General features: G+C 46.0%; 15 protein-coding genes. 5 read left to right on the top strand and 10 right to left on the bottom strand.

Annotated features, from left to right (window positions below; genetic code table 11):
* The first annotated feature begins 117 nt into the window (after positions 1-117).
* On the top strand, positions 118-2,583 hold the full coding sequence (gene fadE / locus FTW16_RS18670; RefSeq protein ID WP_146492108.1) for an acyl-CoA dehydrogenase FadE: 2,466 nt from the start codon (positions 118-120) through the stop codon (positions 2,581-2,583).
* 112 nt (positions 2,584-2,695) lie between these two features.
* Here fadE and FTW16_RS18665 read toward each other — a convergent pair whose 3' ends face one another.
* On the bottom strand, positions 2,696-3,943 hold the full coding sequence (locus FTW16_RS18665; RefSeq protein WP_146492107.1) for a TIGR03503 family protein: 1,248 nt from the start codon (positions 3,941-3,943) through the stop codon (positions 2,696-2,698).
* Positions 3,944-3,952: 9 nt separating this feature from the next.
* Complete coding sequence (dnaQ, locus tag FTW16_RS18660) at positions 3,953-4,720, bottom strand: DNA polymerase III subunit epsilon (RefSeq protein WP_017060722.1); 768 nt, start codon at positions 4,718-4,720, stop codon at positions 3,953-3,955.
* A gap of 56 nt (positions 4,721-4,776) precedes the next feature.
* Between dnaQ and rnhA the strand changes: the two genes are divergently transcribed.
* Complete coding sequence (gene rnhA / locus FTW16_RS18655) at positions 4,777-5,241, top strand: ribonuclease HI (protein ID WP_017069372.1); 465 nt, start codon at positions 4,777-4,779, stop codon at positions 5,239-5,241.
* A gap of 119 nt (positions 5,242-5,360) precedes the next feature.
* On the opposite strand, the gene FTW16_RS18650 is transcribed toward rnhA, so the two are convergent.
* On the bottom strand, positions 5,361-6,143 hold the full coding sequence (locus FTW16_RS18650) for a class I SAM-dependent methyltransferase (RefSeq protein ID WP_146492106.1): 783 nt from the start codon (positions 6,141-6,143) through the stop codon (positions 5,361-5,363).
* Positions 6,144-6,196: 53 nt separating this feature from the next.
* Between FTW16_RS18650 and gloB the strand changes: the two genes are divergently transcribed.
* The 3 genes from gloB to FTW16_RS18635 all read left to right on the top strand — a co-directional run bounded on the left by gloB (position 6,197) and on the right by FTW16_RS18635 (position 9,280).
* Positions 6,197-6,955, top strand: a complete 759-nt coding sequence (gene gloB, locus FTW16_RS18645) for a hydroxyacylglutathione hydrolase (protein ID WP_146492105.1) — start codon at positions 6,197-6,199, stop codon at positions 6,953-6,955.
* 70 nt (positions 6,956-7,025) lie between these two features.
* Complete coding sequence (locus FTW16_RS18640) at positions 7,026-8,597, top strand: LysM peptidoglycan-binding domain-containing protein (RefSeq protein WP_146492104.1); 1,572 nt, start codon at positions 7,026-7,028, stop codon at positions 8,595-8,597.
* Complete coding sequence (locus tag FTW16_RS18635) at positions 8,594-9,280, top strand: YIP1 family protein (protein ID WP_061018600.1); 687 nt, start codon at positions 8,594-8,596, stop codon at positions 9,278-9,280. The genes FTW16_RS18640 and FTW16_RS18635 overlap by 4 nt, the downstream gene beginning before the upstream one ends.
* Positions 9,281-9,320: 40 nt before the next feature.
* Here FTW16_RS18635 and FTW16_RS18630 read toward each other — a convergent pair whose 3' ends face one another.
* From FTW16_RS18630 to rnhB, 7 genes are all read right to left on the bottom strand, one after another.
* Positions 9,321-10,163 (bottom strand): endonuclease/exonuclease/phosphatase family protein, encoded by an 843-nt coding sequence (locus FTW16_RS18630; protein ID WP_146492103.1) that lies wholly within the window; start codon positions 10,161-10,163, stop codon positions 9,321-9,323.
* A 61-nt stretch (positions 10,164-10,224) separates the two neighbouring features.
* On the bottom strand, positions 10,225-10,563 hold the full coding sequence (gene glnB / locus FTW16_RS18625) for a nitrogen regulatory protein P-II (protein WP_004738609.1): 339 nt from the start codon (positions 10,561-10,563) through the stop codon (positions 10,225-10,227).
* A gap of 130 nt (positions 10,564-10,693) precedes the next feature.
* Entirely contained in the window at positions 10,694-11,005 is a 312-nt protein-coding gene (locus tag FTW16_RS18620) for a c-type cytochrome (protein ID WP_048661228.1), read from the bottom strand.
* A 58-nt stretch (positions 11,006-11,063) separates the two neighbouring features.
* The gene (gene tilS / locus FTW16_RS18615) at positions 11,064-12,401 is read right to left on the bottom strand and encodes a tRNA lysidine(34) synthetase TilS (RefSeq protein WP_146492102.1); all 1,338 of its coding nucleotides are present in this window, start codon (positions 12,399-12,401) and stop codon (positions 11,064-11,066) included.
* Positions 12,402-12,527: 126 nt separating this feature from the next.
* Positions 12,528-13,487 (bottom strand): acetyl-CoA carboxylase carboxyl transferase subunit alpha, encoded by a 960-nt coding sequence (gene accA, locus FTW16_RS18610; RefSeq protein WP_017060731.1) that lies wholly within the window; start codon positions 13,485-13,487, stop codon positions 12,528-12,530.
* 45 nt (positions 13,488-13,532) lie between these two features.
* Positions 13,533-17,012, bottom strand: coding sequence for a DNA polymerase III subunit alpha (gene dnaE, locus FTW16_RS18605; RefSeq protein WP_019821617.1), 3,480 nt, complete (start codon positions 17,010-17,012; stop codon positions 13,533-13,535).
* A 142-nt stretch (positions 17,013-17,154) separates the two neighbouring features.
* On the bottom strand, positions 17,155-17,775 hold the full coding sequence (rnhB, locus tag FTW16_RS18600; RefSeq protein WP_048606660.1) for a ribonuclease HII: 621 nt from the start codon (positions 17,773-17,775) through the stop codon (positions 17,155-17,157).
* Positions 17,776-17,785 lie beyond the last annotated feature (10 nt).

The raw sequence follows: 17,785 nt of genomic DNA, 5'->3' as shown, positions 1-17,785 counted from the left end.
CACTTTTTATTCACTTTGGAGTTTTACAAATATTTAATATTCTGTTTACACTTGACTGGTTAGACCTCTTACCTAAAACTTAATAACAATAAGTGATCTCTGAAAAGGAAATCGATCATGAACATATTGCTCTCCCTACTCGGCATGACAGCCATCTTAGGCGTCTGTCTTTACCATAGAGTTAGTCTGGTACGTGCGTTAGTTGTATTAACCGGCGCAATGGTAGCATTAACAATGTTTGGCGGCGTGGCAGTCACTGGCTGGCTTTGTTACTTGTTAGCCGTTGCGATCTTTGCTGTACCGACCATTCGTCAGACCCTAATCAGCCAAAAAGCGCTCTCTTTATTTAAGAAAGTTCTTCCGGCGATGTCTCAGACAGAAAAAGAAGCACTAGAAGCTGGCACTGTATGGTGGGAAGCAGAGCTGTTCAAAGGCAAACCTGAATGGAAGAAGCTTCAGAACATTGCTGACCCGAAACTCTCTGAAGCCGAGCAAGCGTTTTTAGATGGTCCAGTGAATACCGTGTGTGAAATGGTCAACGATTACCAAGTGACACATGAGCTTGCTGATTTGCCACCAGAAGTATGGCAATACCTGAAAGACCATAAATTCTTCGCCATGATCATCAAGAAAAAATACGGCGGTTTAGAATTCTCGGCTTACGCTCAATCTTTGGTTCTTCAGAAGCTAACCGGCGTTTCTAGCGTATTGTCATCAACGGTTGGCGTACCTAACTCATTAGGCCCTGGTGAGCTATTACAACACTACGGTACTGAAGAACAAAGAAACCACTACCTGCCGCGCCTAGCGGAAGGTAAAGAGATCCCTTGTTTTGCCCTAACCAGTCCAGAAGCCGGTTCAGATGCAGGTTCAATCCCAGATTACGGTGTTGTATGCAAAGGCGAATGGCAAGGCGAAGAAGTATTGGGCATGCGCCTAACTTGGAACAAGCGTTACATCACCCTAGCACCTGTCGCGACGGTATTAGGCTTGGCCTTTAAACTGCGTGACCCTGATGGTCTGCTTGGTGATCAAAAAGATCTAGGCATCACTTGTGCGCTTATCCCAACAGATTTAAAAGGCGTAGAAATTGGCAACCGCCACTTCCCGCTAAACGTACCTTTCCAGAACGGTCCAACGCAAGGCGACGATATCTTCGTGCCTATCGATTTCATCATTGGTGGCCAGAAAATGGCAGGCCAAGGCTGGCGCATGCTGGTTGAGTGTCTGTCGGTTGGTCGTGGTATCACACTGCCTTCAAACTCAACAGGTGGTATTAAATCAGCAGCGTTGGCAACGGGTGCTTACGCTCGTATCCGTCGTCAGTTCAAACAACCGATTGGTCGCATGGAAGGGGTTGAAGAGCCACTTGCACGCCTTGCAGGTAACGCTTATGTAATGGACGCTGCGAGTAACCTAACCGTTGCAGGTATCGACCTTGGCGAAAAGCCTTCAGTTATCTCTGCAATCGTTAAGTACCACTGTACTCACCGTGGCCAACGCAGCATCATTGATGCGATGGATATCGTCGGCGGTAAAGGCATTTGTTTGGGCCCCTCGAACTTCCTAGCTCGTGGTTACCAAGGTTCGCCTATCGCGATTACGGTTGAAGGCGCAAACATCCTAACTCGTTCAATGATCATCTATGGTCAAGGGGCGATTCGTTGCCACCCTTATGTTCTTAATGAAATGGAAGCGGCTTATTCTGAAAGTAGTGATGCGCTTGATAAGTTCGATTCAGCGTTAGCAGGACACGTTAGCTTTACTATGAGTAATCTAGTCCGCAGCTTGTGGTTTGGTTTAACCGATGGTCGTGGTTCAGATGCGCCAACACCTTCAAATAAAACAGATAAACAGACACAACGTTACTACCAACAGCTAAACCGCTACAGTGCAAACCTAGCGCTACTGTCTGATATCTCAATGGCAGTTCTAGGTGGCTCACTTAAGCGTAGAGAACGTTTATCAGCAAGACTGGGGGATATCCTGAGTCAACTTTACCTCGGATCAGCAACGCTGAAACGCTTTGAAAGCGAAGGCAGCCACGGTGAAGATCTGCCGTTAGTACATTGGGGTATGCAAGATAGCTTACGTCAGACTGAAGTGGCGATTGATGAGTTCTTAGCGAACTTCCCTAACCCTGTGATTGGTCGTCTACTTCGTGTTGTGCTAATGCCATTTGGCCGTATCCGTCGTGCACCAAACGACAAACTGGATAGCAAAGTCGCGCACATTCTACAAACACCAAGTGAAACACGCTCTCGTATCGGTCGCGGCCAATACCTGGAAGCAACGGAATACAACCCAGTAGGTAAGATTGAAAAAGCGCTAGAAGTGATTCTTCAAGCTGAACCTCTGTTCGACAAAGTCTGCAAAGAGACACATCAAAAACGTGCCTTCTTACGACTTGATCTTGTTGCTCAATTAGGACTTGAAAAAGGTATCTTAACGCAAGAAGAAGCGAACCTTCTGATTAGCGCAGAGGAACATAGACTGTACACGATTAACGTGGATGACTTCTCACCAGAGGAGCTTGCAGCAAAGTCTCAGTACCCAGAACAATCGATTGATAACGTCGCCTAGGCTCTGGACTAGAACAAAAACGGGACTCCTATGAGTCCCGTTTTTTTTATTCTCAGCACTATTATGTGCACGAATGTTTTTAATCTCCGAATAGCTCAATGACGCGAATGAATTACTTTGGTGCCTTGAGCTGCATCTCAGGTAGCGCTCTTTTCTTGGCTGTCACTTTACGAATCACAAACCAAATCAGTAAACCCAATAGAATCGCGACCACATTACCCACCGCAATAATGATCATACTTCGTTGTCGGTCATCTTCACGTTTTTGAAGGATCATCAACTCTGTTGCGATACGCTTCTGTTCAGCAAGTGCTTCTTCTTGAAGACGTCGTGACTCTGCTAAGTCGATATCTTCAACAACGCTGTACGACTGCTCGGTAATTGGAAAGGTCAGTGGGCGCTGACTTGAAGTATCAGTGGCATAAACCATCCCTGACCAATTATATATCCCTAAATCGCCATTGTAAGGCACCTCTAAAGCGACTTTCATTGCGTCAACTTCAGCTTGCCCCTGCTTGTACATCACATACTCATCAGGAGCCTTTTGCTCAACATGAACCGCTAACGAGCTCGGTGCGATCATCCCCTGCTCACCAGACACCACAATAGTATGAGGTAAGCCCTCTTTTCGTGACTGAATGAAGGTGGTAGTAATTGGTGTTGGGTAAACCAAGACTTCTTGCTCTTGCGCTCGCAGGAAAACGCCATTGCCAGAAGTAATACGCGCTCTGTATTTACCAGGCTCGATATCAATTGGTAAAGAGACAGTGAACACACCATCTCCGGCTTTTTCATCAAGATCAGCGCCATCATCGGCAAACTCGCCCATCACAACAGGCACCGGGCGCGCTTCTCTTACTAAAGACTCTTCGTTTTCAACAAACTTAGTAAAGGTGACTTTAAGCTTCACGCGATCGAGAAAATCGCGTAGCACAAGCGGCTTACCATCAGAAGTCAGTCGAGCGGTAAATTTGATGCGTTCTGTCTGATACAACTTGTCGGGAAACTCATTAGCATCTAAAACTAGGTGAGATAGGAGCTTGATATTGTTCTTAGGTGAGACATTACCTATTGCTTGCCAAGGGCCGGGCATCGGGTTGTCGATAGAGATAATGTCCATGGACGATTCTTCGTACCAACGGACATTATCAGCATTGCGCCAAGAGTAGTATTTCTTGCCATCCGGGCGAACCAAAACGACAGATTTAGAGTTATCGGCTCGATAAATCACAAAGGTGACTTGTTCAATACTGGGATCAACTCGAAAACGGTTGTCCAATAAACTCATTACGGATTCTGTGGCTGCATGTAAGCCAAAGCTTAACAGCAATAAGCAACCGGTAGCCAATACCCTTAACATACTTTCTCCCTACTGACGCCAGAGGCAGCTTCCGCTTTTCTCGACGAGATCTAAACGACTTTGATGCGCTTCTACTTCATCGGCCGTAGCTCGTAAAACCTTTAGGGATTTTCGACCACTTTCTACTCTTCGTATGCTTTCCGCTTCGCCTTCCTGTTGACCAGCGTTAAATTGCAGCGAAGTTTGACCACCCGTCATCAATAAGTAGACGTCGGCTAGGATCTCCGCATCGAGCAATGCGCCGTGAAGAGTACGGTGCGAGTTATCAATACCATAACGGTCACATAAGATATCTAGGTTGTTTCTTTTACCTGGGAATATCTTCTTCGCCATCGCCAAGGTATCGGTAACTTTACAGTAGTCATCCGTTTTACCTATCGCTGGATTAAGCTTCTCAAACTCATAGTCCATAAAGCCCGTATCGAAGGGCGCGTTATGAGCCACCAGCTCAGCACCTTTGATAAAGTCGAGAAACTCTTTATGTATGTCTTGGTACTCAGGCTTATCAATCAAGAATTCATCGGTAATACCGTGAACGCCAATCGCCTCTTCTTGAATCGCACGATCAGGCTTGATGTAGACGTGAAAGTGACGCCCGGTCAACCTACGGTTGATGATCTCTACTGCACCAATTTCAACGATGCGGTGCCCCATATAGTGAGGACCACCTTCTGTATTCATACCGGTGGTTTCGGTATCGAGTACAACAATGCGCTTATTTTCGTTCGAACTGTTTTTTTCGTTCGTGCTTTGTTCTGGAGTGCTACTGGTATTCATAAGGATAACTGTGTCAGACTATGCCGATAATGTGCTTGAGGTAATAGTATCAAATCATGACGAAACAAGTTGAAATTTTCACTGATGGTTCTTGTTTAGGCAACCCAGGTCCCGGCGGCTATGGCATCGTACTTCGCTACAAAAAAGTCGAGAAGACGCTAGCAGAAGGCTTCACGCTAACAACCAATAACCGTATGGAAATGCTCGCCGCTGTCGTTGCTCTCCAAGCCCTCAAAGAACCTTGCTCTGTGATTCTGACTACAGATAGCCAATACGTGCGTCAAGGCATCACACAGTGGATTCACAACTGGAAAAAGCGTGACTGGAAAACAGCCGATAAGAAACCGGTTAAAAATGCCGATCTGTGGCAAAGGCTCGATAAAGAAACCGCTCGCCATAGCGTGGATTGGCGCTGGGTAAAAGGACACGCAGGACACAGAGAAAACGAGATGTGTGATGATTTAGCAAGAAACGCAGCGGAAAATCCGACTCAAGAAGATACGGGCTATCAACCAAGCTAATCACCTTTTGAAGTTAGACGTACATTTCAGAAAACGATTTATTGTTCCTGGAACTAATTGATAACGCCTTAAACTATTGGATAGTTTCTTAACAGAACTAATAGATGAAAAGCCGACAACTAGTCGGCTTTTTCTGTTTTTAACGGATATGAAGCTTTAGCTGAATCCATTGTACGGCGCGTGTTGGTTCTAAAACTCGCTCCAACAGGCGAGAAGCGTCGCTTAAGGTGCCAATGCGGCTTGATAGGTTTGAGCGGGTAAGTACGCTTGCGAGCAACAATAAAGTATTGGCTGCCAGCAAAAGAGGCACAGCCACCTAAAGCGTTCTCCAACCACGTCCACATCGCTTGATACTTACTCATCGGAAACAACGCGTAGGTATCACAATGAATCACTTCATAATTAAGCACACCGAGCCAGTCTTTAATTCGATTTGGCGTGTACATGCGCCCACTCCAAGGCAAGCTGTTCTTTCGCCAAGGCATCAAACTGGCGAGCCCCGTCACACTGAAAGGGTTGAAGCCAGTAATGATGATATAGCCATCGTCCATCATCACTCGGTCGACTTCTCTCAATAATCGATGCGGGTCATTGCTATAATCTAATTGATGACTGAGCACCACAACATCAAAGCTTTTCTCCAAAAAGGGCAAATTATAGCCATCTGCTATCACATTATGTAATGGGTTCTGGATATCTAGGTTTACTTGATGTTGAATGTTGCATGTGCAGCTAGAAATCTCACTACTGAGGCCGCCGAGCTTGAGCATATGGTAACCAAATAGCTTTGGGCACCACTCATCGAGTCGAGTTTGAATAGATTCTCTCAACCAGTCCCCATTGTGCAACTGTGCCCAAGTGTAGGGATGTTCAAACTTCTTTCTGCTACGTGCTGGCTTCATCAATAATCTGTCTCACTTATTCTGTCGCACTGAAAGTGACTGGAGAACCAATAATGTTACATATCAAAAGCATACCTGCATTTAACGACAATTACATCTGGCTGATTGAAAATAGCGATCGCCGTTGTGCTGTCGTCGACCCTGGTGATGCGGCTCCAGTATTAGAGTACTTAGCGAACCATGAGCTAACTTTAGATGCAATCTTGATTACACACCACCACCACGATCACATTGGTGGCGTTCCAGAGCTGGTAAGACAATTTCCCGGCGTCGATGTTGTTGGCCCTCGAAATGAACCTATCCCGACATTAACGCATCCGGTTGATGATGGTGACCAGTTAGAACTGTTTGGTGAAGTCTTCCTCGTGTTAGGACTAAGCGGACACACTGCTGGTCATATTGGCTATGTGGGTGATGCCAAACTATTTTGTGGTGATGTCTTGTTCTCAGCAGGCTGTGGCCGAATCATGGAAGGCACACCACAACAGATGTTCGATGCGCTGAATAAGATCACAGCGCTGCCTCAAGAAACCGAAGTGTATTGTGCACATGAATACACTGCAGCCAATATCGCTTTCGCATTAGCGGTTGAGCCTGATAACCAACATTTGCAGCAATATCGCGACCAAGTGAACCGACTGCGTGCCCAAAATAAGTCGACCATCCCCACAAATTTGAGACAAGAGAAGTTTGTTAACCCCTTCTTGCGCTATACCGAGCCAAGTGTAGTGAAATCAGTGTCTAATCGTACTGAGCAAACTGATCCTTTATCAGTATTTACCGCTTTACGTGCGTGGAAGAACGAATTTTAACAAATACAGACTTGTCACTCATAGGGGGTGGCAAGTATTATCATCGGCCGTTTATTAAAAAGGCTGTAACATGCGAGTTAAGTACAGCTGGGCTTTGGTATTACTACTTTCTGGTTGCCAATTAACTCAGTCAGAGAATCCAGACCAAGCTTCCAAGCAAACCAACACCTCTCCTACTAAAGAAGTTTCTCAAGCGAACGTTTCACCAGATGCGACCAACAAAGAGCCAAAAGTTGAAGCACCTGTCGTTACTCCACAAACACAAGAAGATGTTTGGAAACGTATTGCTATGCAACTTGAAATGGAAGTGCCCGACCAAAAGAAGGTCGACTACTACCGAACTTGGTATCTTAAACACCCTAGTCATCTAAAAACCGTATCAAAACGTGCTGAGCCTTTCCTTTATTTGATCACCACCAAGATTGAAGAAAGAGACCTGCCTTTAGAACTGGCACTGTTGCCCGTTGTTGAAAGCTCATTTGATGCATTTGCGTATTCTCACGGTAGCGCCGCTGGCTTATGGCAGTTCATTTCAGGCACCGGTGAAGCTTACGGGCTAGAACAGAACTTCTGGTACGACGGCCGCCGAGATGTTGCCGCTTCAACCGATGCTGCATTGGATTTCCTAACCGACCTAAACAAACGTTTTGATGGCAACTGGCAACACGCAATCGCTGCCTACAATAGTGGTGGTGGACGTGTAAACAGCGCAATCCGCAAGAACAAGAAGCTTGGTAAGCCAATCGACTTCTTCTCACTGGACCTGCCAAAAGAGACTAGCAGCTACGTACCTAAGCTGCTGGCACTGGCCGACGTAATTGCCAACCAAGAAAAATATGGCATTGATATTCCTGCAATTCCAAACAAGCCGGTGCTGACTCTAGTTAACCCGGAAGAGCAACTGGATTTAGCAATCGCAGCTAACTACGCAGGCATTCCAGTAAAAGAGCTGCAAGGCTATAACCCTGCCTATAACCAGTGGGCGACGGCACCAGAAAAACACCAACAATTACTGCTTCCCTTAGATTCAGTTGAAAAGTTCAACAGAGAAGTCACGGCCAATAAAGGCAAAGGCATGAAGCTAGTACGTTACAAGGTTCAATCTGGCGACAGCATCAGCGTACTGGCAAATAAATACAACACCACCAGCAAAGTGATTCGCTCAGCGAACGGTTTGACCAACAACAATATTCGTATTGGTCAGCACCTACTGATCCCTACTTCGACTAAAGATGATAAAGCTTACGCTCTCAGCGCTTCAAACCGTCTAGCAAACACACAGTCAAAGAGTCGCGGTCAATATAAGCTAACCCACAAAGTAAAAAGTGGTGACAGCTTATGGACGATTGCACGCGCAAATAAGGTATCTCACCAATCACTTGCTAAGTGGAATGGTATGGGGCCACGCGACACGTTACGAGTTGGTCAAGAGTTGGTCATTTGGAAGAACGGTTCTGACGGTGCCATCATCCGCACCATCTTCTATAACGTAAGATCAGGTGACACAGTCAGCGGTATTGCATCAAAGTTCAAAGTAAAAAGTGCAGATGTTGTAAAATGGAACGCTTTGCAGAACAAGAAATACCTACAGCCAGGACAAAAACTGAAGCTGTATGTTGATGTAACTAAGGTAAGTGTATGAATCCGTCAAGTAACCCACTCGTCATGCTGTTGGATATATTCCGTTCACCAACAGCGTGTTTCTTAGCGCTTTATCAACGAAGTGCTTGGGGATGGCAACCCTACGTCGTATTAATGCTCAGCCCCTTTTTGTTTTGGGGTGCTTATTTTTCGAATGTAGATTTTGCATGGCTAAGTGCTGAATTGTCACAACAACTGGCTCAAACTAACCCTGACCAATTGGCGTTACTCGACAGCAACACCCTACTCGCAAGTGAAATCATCAACGACGTATTTAGCCGAACGCTAACCATCGTTTTGTTGGCATTCTGGTTTAACCTCGCAACTAAGCCAAGTCAACATCAACATAGCTTTTGGCGATGGTTTGCAGCGGCATCCGTTATCATCTTCCCTGCAGTTTTAGGCGACATTGCGAGCTACGCAAGCCTGATACTTAAGCATGGGCATGTGATGAACTACGCTGCTGACTTGAACAGCTTAAACGGCTTAATTAAGTTACCACTAACCAATGAGTGGTCACAGTTTGCTAGCTCGTTGCCACTATTATTACCATGGTACATCGTACTGGGTTATGCAGCGGTATTAACTTGGACTGAGTTTGAACGTGGTCAAGCATTGGTAATTTCTGGCTTACCATGGATTGGCTACTACCTAATCTGGGCGCTCTACATTTTAATCTTCTAAGCTGAAGAGATAAAAAGAAGGCTGGCGAAAATTCACTCGTCTATTTAGCCTTAAACGTCACTCGCATTGGGTTATGATCAGAAGCGTCCGTAATGGGCGCTTTTGCTTTTTCTACCTCGAGCCCTCGATAGAACACATGGTCTAGCACTAAACCCGTAATAAATTGAGTGCGATCATCTGGATCAAAAGCAACCTCTGTCAAACCAACCTTTTCCAACGCATCTTTCAATACAGCGAAGCGAGCCTCACTCCAACTATTAAAATCCCCAGCAAAAATAACAGGCCCACGATACTTTTGCAGATTGTCAGTTAAGCTCTTGAGCTGAGCCTCGTAATCTTCGGTACCAAAGGTAAAGTTCACAGCATGAATATTAATCACCGCCAGTTCTTCGCCATTACTGAGCAGGTAACGAGACCAAAGCGCGGATTTAGGCAATTGAAGCCAAGGTTCTTCATGAGTATAAGCACAAGCTTCGATCGGTAAATGCGTCGCTAAGTTAAGTACACCAGCACTTTTCTCAAAGGCTTCAAACGCATTAACTCGTGTACTTCCCCACTGACCACTTGTCACCCATTGGCGAAGCCCTTCTGTCATACTCGCTTCTTGCAGCAAAACTAAATCGCTACCTGCTGACAGCTTATTCAACTCACTCTGCCAATTACTGCGGTTTTGCTTGTAGATATTCCACACGGTAATATCTAAGCCGTCAGACACATCAATCGCTTTCGGTGCAGAGTTTTGGTAACAGCTGTAGATGTCGTTGCTGGTACTTTGAGAGGAAGTGATCAGGTTGGGTTTATTCGGTATCACAAAGATAAAATGAAAACTAACGACAACAAGCGTTATCAGCAGTGTGATAACAATGATGGTTTTCTTAAACATACAGCACCCTACCAGAAATGAAAAAGGAGCGATAAACGCTCCTTTTAGGGTAATAGTTTTTTTATACGGCGTCTTCGTCTTCTTCGCCAGTACGAATACGTACCACACGTTCAACGTCAGTAATGAAGATCTTACCGTCGCCGATTTTACCTGTTTGCGCTGTTTCGATAATGGTATCAACACACTGGTCAGCCACTTCGTCAGTCACAACAATTTCCAATTTCACTTTAGGTAAAAAGTCGACCATGTACTCTGCGCCACGGTATAGCTCAGTATGACCTTTCTGACGTCCAAAGCCTTTAACTTCAGATACTGTCATACCCGTAATACCCACTTCTGCAAGTGCTTCACGTACATCATCAAGTTTGAATGGCTTGATAATGGCTTCAATCTTTTTCATGTTCATCCCTTAAACTGTGCGAATGGCTCATTATCGGTTAGCTATAGTAAACATTCAATGAAAAAAGCCAGAGCATTAAAGCTCTGGCTCGAAATTTATCATCTTGTTTAATCAGCGCTTTAAGAAGGTTTTACTTAAGGCTTGCGTAGTAAGCGGCTAGATTAGCAATATCTGCATCATTCAGCATTGAAGCTTGAGCCTGCATTACAGCAGCCAAACCGCCGGTGCGCTGGCCGTTCTTATATGCGTTAATTGATGAAGCGATGTATTGCTCGTTTTGACCTTTAAGGTTTGGGTAGCCTGGGATCACTGCGATACCGTCAGCACCATGACATGCTGCACAGATTGCTGCTTTAGCTTGACCCGCAGCAACATCACCCGCCAGAGCGTTACCACTCAATAGTCCAAATCCAAGAACTAATCCTAGTGTAATTTTCTTCATTGCATATTCCATTAATTATTTTTATTAAAGTGACGGTGAATTGTGACACAAACTTTTTCTACTTGCTCCAAAGCGCTTCACAATCTTGACCTTCGTAGTTTTTATCTACGAATAAGCCTAAAACAGCGATCACTCGATCGCCATCCATTAATATCGGCGTTCTGCGTCTTAACCAACTAGGTACTTGGTACTCTTGAAACAACTTCTTCAGCTTCCTGCTATGACCTCGCCCAACAGGGTGAGCCGATAATCCTTCGGGGTTAAAGGTAACACGTAATACCGCATTTTGGTTTGGTAAGCTGAACGTTTGTACACGACGACCAGGTTCGGACTCAGGTCCCCCCACTTGCAAGCTGACATCTCCCAAGCCATCAGGCAGAACCAACCTTCCTCCAACAGAAACGTCACCTTGCCAGCCCGATAGATCTTTAGTCTCTCGAACCAAATAGAGTTTTTGATTAAAACGCCTAACTTCAACGCCATTTAACACCAGCTTAGGGTTGGCATCCGCCTGAGCACACGCCACTTCCTCCCAGATAAGCTGGAGTTGCTTTTGACTCGGCATCGGTTGATTACAATGGTTAAGCCACATTCTTAATAAACGTGCGCGTAGTAAATCAGAGTGCTGGTATAACGCTTCGATGCTTAAGCTTTGGTTCTGGTTGCCACCTAAAGCTTGCTGTAAGTGGGATTCTAACAACTCATCTAACAGTAACTCTTGCTCTGCACATAGCTGAGCGCTGCGACTGACCGACTCTCGGAAACTAGGCCAACGCTCGGTCAGTGCCGGAGTGACTTGATGACGAATAAAATTGCGGTCAAAGCGAACGTCTTGATTACTCTCATCTTCTACCCAAGTTAAAGCCATATCGCGCGCCGCCCCTTCAATATCCGTTCTCGTCACCGACAGCAGTGGGCGAACGATATAAGCATTAGCAAACGGCATCACTTTCGCCATTGAAGAGAGCCCTTTCGGACCACTGCCACGCTTCAACGCCAACAAGAAAGTCTCGACTTGGTCATCGATGTGTTGACCTGTAACTAATACATCACCTTGTCTAATATGCTTTTTAAAGGCTTGGTATCGCGCGTCTCGAGCCAGCTTTTCAACGCTTTCTCCACTGCTGATATCTAGCGAGACTCGTTCAATGAACAAGGAAACCGACAAAGCATCACACCATGCTTGGCACTGCCCTGCCCAGTGATCAGCATTGTTGCTTAAGCCATGATGAACATGTACCGCACAGCACTCAATGTGATGGGACTTAGCGTATTGTGCAGCTAGCTCCAACAAAACTCGTGAATCGACACCACCACTAAAAGCAACCACCAACCGACAAGGTTTGAGCTCGCTTTGGCTAAGTACAAATGTGAAGGTATCAATTAAGTGTGTCATGAGACTAATAGACCAAGAAATCGTGTGTGACGGGATAATGTCTTAATAATAAAAAAGGGTTGGCACTGAGTCCAACCCTTTCATCATTTGTTCGTATAGCTAGAGCCTTATCGCTAAGGCAACTTATCAGCAGTAGCCGTAGCTCATTAGGCGCTGGTAACGACGCTCAAGCAGAGTTTCGTTGTCGAATTGCTCTAGCTCTTCTAGCTGTTTAACTAACATGTCTTTCATGTTCTGAGCCGTTTGTGCAGGGTCACGGTGCGCGCCGCCTAGAGGCTCTGGAATGATTTCGTCGATAAGCTCAAGCTCTTTAAGACGAGGAGCAATCAGGCCCATCGCTTCAGCGGCTTGCGGTGCTTTATCTGAATCGCGCCATAGGATTGAAGCACAACCTTCTGGAGAGATTACTGAGTACGTAGAGTACTGAAGCATGTTCACGTAGTCACCAACACCAATCGCTAGTGCACCACCAGAACCGCCTTCACCCACAACGTTACAAATAACAGGAACTGAAAGGCCAGCCATCACTTTTAGGTTTTTAGCGATAGCTTCAGATTGACCACGCTCTTCAGCGCCAACCCCTGGGTATGCGCCCGCAGTGTCGATGAAAGTAATAATAGGCATGTTGAAACGCTCAGCGGTTTCCATTAGACGAAGCGCCTTACGGTAACCTTCTGGCTTTGGCATACCAAAGTTACGGATCACTTTCTCTTTAGTCTCACGACCTTTCTGGTGGCCAATAACCATAACAGGACGGCCATTTAGACGAGCCATACCACCCACAATAGCTTTGTCGTCAGCGTAAGCGCGATCACCCGCCATCTCTTCAAACTCTGTGAATGCATGCTCCAGGTAATCTTTGGTGTAAGGACGTTGAGGGTGACGAGCAAGTTGAGCTACCTGCCATGCACCTAAGTCACTAAAGATTTTCTGTTTAAGCTCTAAGCTTTTTTTCTCTAGTTGTTCGATTTCTTTGTCTAGATCTACCGCTGTGTCACCACCGTGACGCGAAACGTCACGTAGCGCTTCGATTTTTGCTTCAAGTTCAGCGATAGGCTTTTCAAATTCTAGAAAGTTCAGGCTCATCTATGAATCCTTGTTGATTCAGCTCCGCATTCACGAAGCTAAATTTTAGTTAAATTCGAGTTCTACTTGGCTATTTCCAAGCAGCTGTTTTAATTCGTCTAGTAATGTATCACTTGGCGTCACACGCCATTCTGTGCCCAATGTTAACCGCGCTCTAGCGTCGGCACGCTGGTAGTATACATTGACTGGGACCGTTCCGGCTCTATAAGGTTCTAAGATTTGACTAAAGCGTTCAAAAAATTGACCGTTAATTTGGGATTGGTCGATAGATATCGACACCCCACGAGCATATTTCTCACGGGCGCTTCCTAAGTCCATGACCTCGCGCGCGGACATTTTAAGCCCGCCATTGAAATCATCAAAGCTGACCTGTCCGGAAACGACCACAATTTTGTCTTTTTCGAGCAATTCTGCGTAGCGATCGAGCGCATCCGAGAACAACATCACTTCCATTCGGCCCGAACGGTCATCAAGTGTCATCAAACCGATTCGCGTACCGCGCTTTGTCGTCATCACTCTCGCAGCAATCACCAAGCCAGCAATCGTTAGTGATTGGTCACGACGCGTTGGCGTGGCATCTTTTAAGCGACAGCTGGTGTATTTCGCTAACTCTTTGATGTAAGCGTTAACCGGGTGACCCGTTAAATACAAACCAAGCGTTTCACGTTCCCCCTCAAGCCAAACCTTCTCAGGCCATTTAGGCACTTGGGTATACTTGTGCTCAACCTCTTCCGGAGCGTCGGTCAACACACCAAACATATCAGATTGACCAAAAGACTCGGCATGGTGATGTTGGCTCGCCGCCTTCACCGCATCTTTCAAAGATGCCATCATCGCCGCTCGGTGAGGACCTAATCTATCTAAGGCTCCGGATAGAATCAACTTTTCGATAACACGTTTGTTGACCTTCTTCAGATCAAGGCGTGCACAGAAGTCGAATAAGTCTTTAAAATAACCGCCTTTGTTTCGCGCTTCAATGATCGCTTCAATAGGGCCTTCACCGACCCCTTTTATCGCACCGATGCCATAAACAATCGCGCCATCTTCATCGACGTTAAAGCGGTACAGACCCGAGTTGATATCTGGTGGCAAAAGCTTGAGCTTCATACGGAAACATTCATCAACAAGGCCGATAACCTTCTCGGTGTTATCCATATCCGCCGTCATTACCGCAGCCATAAATTCCGCTGGGTAGTGCGTTTTCAGCCATAGAGTTTGATAAGAAACCAGTGCGTATGCAGCCGAGTGAGATTTGTTAAAGCCGTAGCCCGCAAATTTCTCTACCAAGTCAAAGATCTTCATGGCAAGTTCGCCATCAACACCGTTGGCTTCAGCGCCCTCTTTAAAGGTACCACGCTGTTTCGCCATCTCTTCTGGCTTTTTCTTACCCATCGCACGACGCAACATATCCGCGCCGCCAAGCGTATAGCCTGCCAGAATCTGTGCAATCTGCATTACCTGTTCTTGGTACAGGATGATGCCGTAGGTAGGTTCTAGTGTCTCTTTCAGTGATTCGTGTTGCCACGTTTCATCAGGGTAAGATACCGCTTCACGGCCGTGTTTACGGTCGATAAAGTTATCTACCATGCCTGATTGCAGAGGACCCGGACGGAACAGGGCTACCAATGCGATGATATCTTCAAAACAGTCGGGCTGTAGACGTTTGATCAGGTCTTTCATACCACGCGATTCCAGCTGGAATACCGCGGTGGTTTCAGAATTTTGTAATAGATTGAACGACGCTTGGTCATCAAGAGGAATCGACTCGATACGAACCGGTTCTTTACCCTCTTTCTTCAAACGTGGGTTCACTAGGCCTAACGCCCAGTCGATGATGGTCAGGGTACGCAGACCCAAGAAGTCGAACTTAACCAAGCCAGCTGTTTCAACGTCATTCTTATCGAATTGCGTTACTGGGAAGTTACCTTCAGCATCGGCATAAATTGGTGCAAAATCGGTGATCGTGGTAGGTGATATAACAACACCACCCGCATGCTTACCGGCATTTCGCGTACAACCTTCAAGGATGCGACACTTATCAATTAGCTCACGGACTTCTTCATCGCCATCGTAAAGCTCTGGCAATGCCGGTTCAGCAAGGAACGCTTTTTCGAGCGTCATGCCCGGATCTGGCGGTACAAGCTTTGAGATTCGATCGACGAAACCAAACGGGTGACCCAGTACGCGGCCTACGTCACGGATTACCGCTTTTGCCGCCATGGTACCAAAAGTGATGATCTGAGATACCGCATCACGACCATACATTTCAGCAACGTGATCAATTACTTGGTCACGTTTATCCATACAGAAGTCGATATCAAAATCGGGCATCGATACACGTTCTGGGTTCAAGAAACGTTCGAAAAGTAGATCGTACTCAAGCGGATCAAGGTCGGTGATATCAAGCGCGTAAGCCACCAAAGAACCGGCGCCAGAACCACGCCCTGGACCTACGGGCACATCGTTGTCTTTTGACCACTGGATAAACTCCATTACGATCAAGAAGTAACCTGGGAAACCCATGTTATTGACAACTTCGAGCTCGATCTTAAGTCGCTCATCGTATTCCGGCCTGCGCTCAGCACGAACTTTTTCATCTGGGAATAGGAACGCTAGACGTCGCTCAAGACCTTCTTCAGATTTCTTGATCAGGAAGTCTTCAATCGCCAAACCTTCCGTTGGGAAGTTAGGCAGGAAGTATTCGCCCAGACGAACCGTTACATTACAACGCTTAGCGATCTCAACACTATTCTCAAGTGCTTCAGGTATATCTGAGAACAACTCGCACATCTCTTCTTCGCTACGAAGATACTGTTGCGCGCTGTAATTTTTAGGACGACGAGGATCGACCATCGTGAAGCCATCATGAATCGCCACGCGGATTTCATGGGCATCAAAAAGGTCTTCAGTAAGGAATACTACTTCGTTGGTCGCAACAACAGGCAAGTCTTCTTGCTCAGCAAGCTCTAACGCGAAGTGCAGGTAAGACTCTTCATCCGGACGTCCAGTACGAATCAGTTCCAAGTAAAAACGATCGGCGAAGTACGTTTTGTAAAACTCGACGCTGCTTGCCACTAGCTCACGGTTGCCTTTCAGTAACGCCTTACCAATCTCACCTTCCTTCGCACCCGATAGGATAATTAGGCCTTCGGCATTCTCAATTAGCCACTCTTTATCAATAACAGGCTGATGCTGAACATGACCGCGAAGGTAGGCTTTTGAGATAAGCAGCGTTAGATTGTTATAACCTTTATTGTCGGTTGCAATGACGGTGAGCTTGGTCAACTCGTCACCGAACTCTGGAGACTGCATTAGGAAGTCAGCACCAATAATTGGTTTAACCCCGCACCCATGAGCAGTACCGTAGAACTTAACCAAACCACACAGGTTGGTAAAGTCGGTAAGTGCTAGAGCAGGCATACCCATTTCAGCGACTTTTTTAACTAATGGAGGCACCTTGGATAGGCCATCCACCATCGAAAAGTCACTGTGTACGCGTAGGTGAACAAATTTTGGATCTGACATTATTTTTCCTGAGTTCTAGGTTTGAGCCTAGGATTACAACTGTGTGTATTCTATTTTTTTCTACCGCAAGTTAGCAACTTTATTCGAAGCCCAGCTCTAGTTAACGTAAGCTCTAGTCTATATAGAGCTTAATCAATACGCTCTAATCTATGCCAAGAATACGTTTTACTGGCTTAAAGCTTTTACGGTAGTGCTCGGTTACGCCATGTTTTTCAATCGCTTCGAAATGCGCTTTAGTCGGGTAACCTTTATGTTTAGCAAAACCAAACTCTGGATGAAGTTTATCAAGCTCTTCCATCTCTTGGTCTCGAACGACTTTAGCGATAATCGACGCCGCACTGATTTCAGCCACTCGCAAGTCACCCTTTACAATAGCAAGACCGTCCATTGGCAGTTCTGGGACACGGTTTCCATCGATTAGTGCCATATCAGGTTGAACGCTCAACCCTGCGATAGCTCGCTGCATAGCAACCATCGTCGCTTGCAGAATATTCAACTCATCAATTTCTTGTGGAGAACAACGACCAACAGACCATGCCAGAGCTTTCTCTTTAATTTCTGGAAGCAAAGCTAGGCGCTTTTTCTCAGATAATTTCTTTGAGTCGTTCAAGCCTTCGATTGGGTTGTTTGGATCGAGGATAACCGCAGCGGTCACTACATCGCCAACCAAAGGGCCACGGCCTACTTCATCCACACCAGCAAACAACTGGTAACCTTGCGGGTACTCAAAAGGAGGAAGCTCTTTTTTCTCTTTTACTGCCATAACTAATCTC

The sequence above is a fragment of the Vibrio sp. T20 genome (genome assembly GCF_007858795.1).
GTDB lineage: Bacteria > Pseudomonadota > Gammaproteobacteria > Enterobacterales > Vibrionaceae > Vibrio > Vibrio satsumensis.
Note: the sequence above shows the minus strand (reverse complement) of the source record. Positions and strands in the feature narration are given on the sequence as shown.